Origin of the sequence: Pseudokineococcus marinus, from assembly GCF_013004605.1 — a bacterium.
GTDB lineage: Bacteria > Actinomycetota > Actinomycetes > Actinomycetales > Quadrisphaeraceae > Pseudokineococcus > Pseudokineococcus marinus.
The window spans coordinates 1-3,865 of record NZ_JABEMA010000288.1 but is presented as its reverse complement, the minus strand read 5'-3'; the positions used below and the strand labels follow the sequence as shown (position 1 = coordinate 3,865).

The following is a 3,865-nucleotide window of genomic DNA, read 5'->3' as shown; positions in this document are numbered from 1 at the left end:
CCCCGGACGAGGGGCAGGAGGACGACCGCGACGTCGCCGCCGTCCTGCGCGACGCGCTGCGCCACCTCGGGCGGGGCCGGTGAGCGCCGGCCCCGGCCGCCACGGCGACGGCTCCTCCGAGGTGGGCCTCGCCGGCGGACCGTCCGCCGCGGAGGAGGCCGAGCTCGCGGAGCGCGCGGCGCGCGGCGGCCGCCTCGTGGAGCCGGCCGAGGACCTCGACGACCGCGCCGCCGAGGCGGCCCTGCGCCCCGGCTCCCTCGACGACTTCGTCGGGCAGCGGGCCGTGCGCGAGCAGCTGTCCCTCGTCCTCGAGGCGGCGCGCCGCCGCGGCCGGGCGCCCGACCACGTCCTGCTCTCCGGCCCTCCCGGGCTCGGCAAGACGACGCTCGCCATGATCGTCGCCGCCGAGCTCGGCCAGTCGCTGCGCATCAGCAGCGGCCCCGCCATCCAGCACGCCGGCGACCTCGCCGCCGTCCTGTCCTCCCTCGAGGAGGGCGAGGTGCTCTTCGTCGACGAGGTCCACCGGATGGCGCGCCCGGCCGAGGAGATGCTCTACGTGGCGATGGAGGACTTCCGGGTCGACGTCGTCGTCGGCAAGGGTGCCGGCGCCACGGCCATCCCGCTGCACCTGCCGCCGTTCACGCTCGTCGGCGCGACCACCCGCTCCGGGCTCCTCCCCGCCCCGCTGCGCGACCGCTTCGGCTTCACCGGCCACCTCGACTTCTACGCCCCCGACGAGCTCGAGCAGGTGCTGCGCCGCTCCGCGCAGCTCCTCGGCGTCGAGCTCACCGCCGCGGGGGGCGCCGAGATCGCCCGGCGCTCCCGGGGCACGCCCCGCATCGCGAACCGCCTCCTGCGGCGGGTGCGCGACTGGTCGCAGGTGCGGGGGACGGGCGTCGTCGACGCCGACGCCGCCCGCGCCGCGCTGCGCGTCTACGAGGTCGACGAGCTCGGCCTGGACCGCCTCGACCGCTCGGTCCTCGACGCGCTGTGCCGCCGCTTCGGCGGGGGACCGGTGGGACTCTCGACCCTCGCCGTCGCGGTCGGCGAGGAGCCCGACACCGTCGAGACGGTGGCCGAGCCCTTCCTCGTGCGCGAGGGCCTCCTCGGCCGGACCCCGCGGGGGCGCGTCGCCACCGCGGACGGCTGGGCCCACCTGGGGCTGCGCCCGCCGCTGGGCGCGCCGCTGCAGGCGACGCTCCCCCTGGGGGACGGCGGGGACGGCGACAGCCAGGACCGGGACGACGACCGGGACGACGACGGGGACGACGACGGGGACGACGACGGGGCGGCACCGCCGTCCTGAGGGCCCGCCCGGGCGCGTCCTGGCGCGCGGCACGGCGCGGCGCACCGCCGTCGAGCGCGCCGGGACCAGCGTGGTGCTCCCGTAGAGTGACCAGCCGCACGACCGAGTGATCGCGCGACCGACCCTGACGCCGACTGCGAAGGCTGGCCCCGCCCCGCCATGGATCCCTTCTCCCTCGTCCTCCTGCTCCTGCTCGTCCCCCTCGTGCTCCTCAGCGTCCGGGGGAGCCGGCAGCGCAAGGCCGTGGCGCAGATGCAGAGCGAGCTGGCGACCGGCACGGAGGTCATGACGGCGTCCGGCCAGTTCGGCACGGTCACCGGCGTCCGCGACGACCGCGTCGAGATCGAGGTCGCCCCGGGCGTGCGCACGTGGTGGCTGCGGCAGGCCATCGCCCGCCGGGTCGACCCCGCGGCCCCCGTCGCCGTCGAGGACGACCTCGCCGAGGACCAGCGGGTCGCCGACGACGTCGTCGAGGACGACCCGCGCGACGACCCGTCGGACGGCTCGCGCCGCCCCGCCTGACCCGCCCCGGGGACCGCCGCGACGGCGCCGCGTCCCGGAGCCCCTGACCGCTCGGAGGACGACGCAGCCGTGGCAGCCACGACCCGCACCCGCTCGATCCGCACGCTCGGCGCCCTCGGCGTCATCCTGGCGCTGCTCTACGGCGGCATCGCCGCCGCCGCGCAGTGGTCCACCGCCTCGTGGACCCCGGGCCTCGGCCTCGACCTCGCGGGCGGGACGCGGGTCATCCTCACGCCCGTGGCCCAGCCGGGCCAGAGCGGCGAGGTGACCGAGGACACCATCGACGACGCCATCGAGATCATCCGCCAGCGCGTCGACGGCAGCGGCATCGGCGAGGCGAACGTCAGCGCCCAGGGCAGCCAGAACATCCTCGTCGAGCTGCCGGGCGACCCGCAGACGCAGCAGGCGACGCTCGAGCTCATCCGCCAGTCGGCGCGCATGACCTTCCGTCCCGTCCTGGCCGTCGCCGGGCCCACGCCCATCGACGCCACCGCGCAGCCCGGCGAGGGCGCGCCCACCGACGCACCGACGGCGGGCGCCACCGCCCCCTCGACGGAGGCGCCCGCCACGGAGGCACCGGCCACGGAGGCGCCCGCGACGGCGGAGCCGACGCCCGGGTCGACGCAGGGCAGCGTCATCCCGCCCGCGCTGCGCACCGCGCCCACCGCAGGAGCCCCCACCACGGGCGCCCCCACCACGGGCGCCCCGAGCACGGAGGCCCCCGCCACGGAGGCACCCGCCACGGAGGCACCGGGGGAGCAGCCGACCGACGCGCCGACGTCGGAGCCGACGAGCGCCAGCGACCTGGCGTGGATCACCCCCGACCTGGCGGCCGAGTTCGCGGCGCTGGACTGCACCGACCCGGCCAACCGCACGGGCGGCACGGAGTCCGACGACGCGCTGCCCCTCGCCACGTGCGACCAGACCGGCTCGGCCAAGTACCTCCTCGGGCCGGTCGAGCTCACGGGTTCCGACCTCACCGGCGCGGCCTCGCAGCCGGCGACGAACGACCAGGGCTTCTCCACCGGCGGCTGGGTCGTCACGATGGACTTCACCCGCGCGGGCGGCGACGCCTTCGCGGAGATCACCTCGCGCATCTCGCAGCTGCCGTCGCCGCAGGACCAGTTCGGCATCGTCCTCGACGGCCTCGTCATCTCGGCGCCGAGCGTCAACGGGCCCATCCCCGGCGGCCAGGCCCGCATCGACGACGGCGGCTCCGGCACCTTCACGCAGGAGTCGACGCAGACGCTGGCCAACCAGCTGCGCTTCGGCTCCCTGCCCGTCTCCTTCGAGGTGCAGACGCAGGAGCAGATCTCCGCGACGCTCGGCACCGAGCAGCTGCAGCGCGGCGTGCTCGCCGGGCTCATCGGCCTCGGGCTCGTCGTCGTCTACTCGCTGCTGCAGTACCGGCTCCTCGGCCTCGTCACCGTCGCCAGCCTCGCGGTGGCCGGGCTGCTGGCCTACGGCGCCATCACGCTGCTGAGCTGGACGTCGGGCTACCGGCTGAGCCTGCCCGGCGTCGCCGGCCTCATCATCGCCATCGGCGTCACGGCCGACTCCTTCATCGTGTACTTCGAGCGCGTGCGCGACGAGGTCCGCGAGGGCCGCTCCGTCGCCGCGGCGGTCCAGACGGGCTGGGCGCGGGCGCGGCGCACGATCATCATCAGCGACGTCGTGCAGCTGCTCGCCGCCGTCGTCCTCTACGTCCTCGCGGTCGGCGGCGTGCAGGGCTTCGCCTTCACCCTCGGCCTGACGACGCTCATCGACCTGCTCGTCGTCGTCATGCTCACGCACCCGCTCGTCACGCTGCTCGCCCGCACGCGCTTCTTCGCGAGCGGCCACCGGCTGTCCGGCTTCGACGCCGAGCACCTCGGGCGCACCGTCTACGCCGGGAGGGGCCGCGTGGCCCAGCCCGCCAGCGGGCGCGACCTCGCGGCCGGCGCCGACGACCGTCCGCCCGCGGACGACGACGGCGGTGGCGAGGGCGAGCGGCGCCGCCGTGACCGCACCCCGGGCGACCTCGAGCCGGCCGCCGCG

General features: G+C 76.9%; 3 protein-coding genes. All 3 read left to right on the top strand.

Annotated elements, in window-relative coordinates:
* Positions 1-196: 196 nt before the first annotated feature.
* Positions 197-1,306, top strand: a complete 1,110-nt coding sequence (gene ruvB / locus HLB09_RS14150; RefSeq protein WP_322790198.1) for a Holliday junction branch migration DNA helicase RuvB — start codon at positions 197-199, stop codon at positions 1,304-1,306.
* Positions 1,307-1,465: 159 nt separating this feature from the next.
* A complete protein-coding gene (yajC, locus tag HLB09_RS14145; RefSeq protein ID WP_171203984.1) occupies positions 1,466-1,828 on the top strand; it encodes a preprotein translocase subunit YajC in 363 nt (120 codons plus the stop codon).
* A gap of 69 nt (positions 1,829-1,897) precedes the next feature.
* Positions 1,898-3,865 (top strand): protein translocase subunit SecD (gene secD / locus HLB09_RS14140; protein ID WP_212771113.1); only part of this gene is annotated, 1,968 nt, incomplete at its 3' end.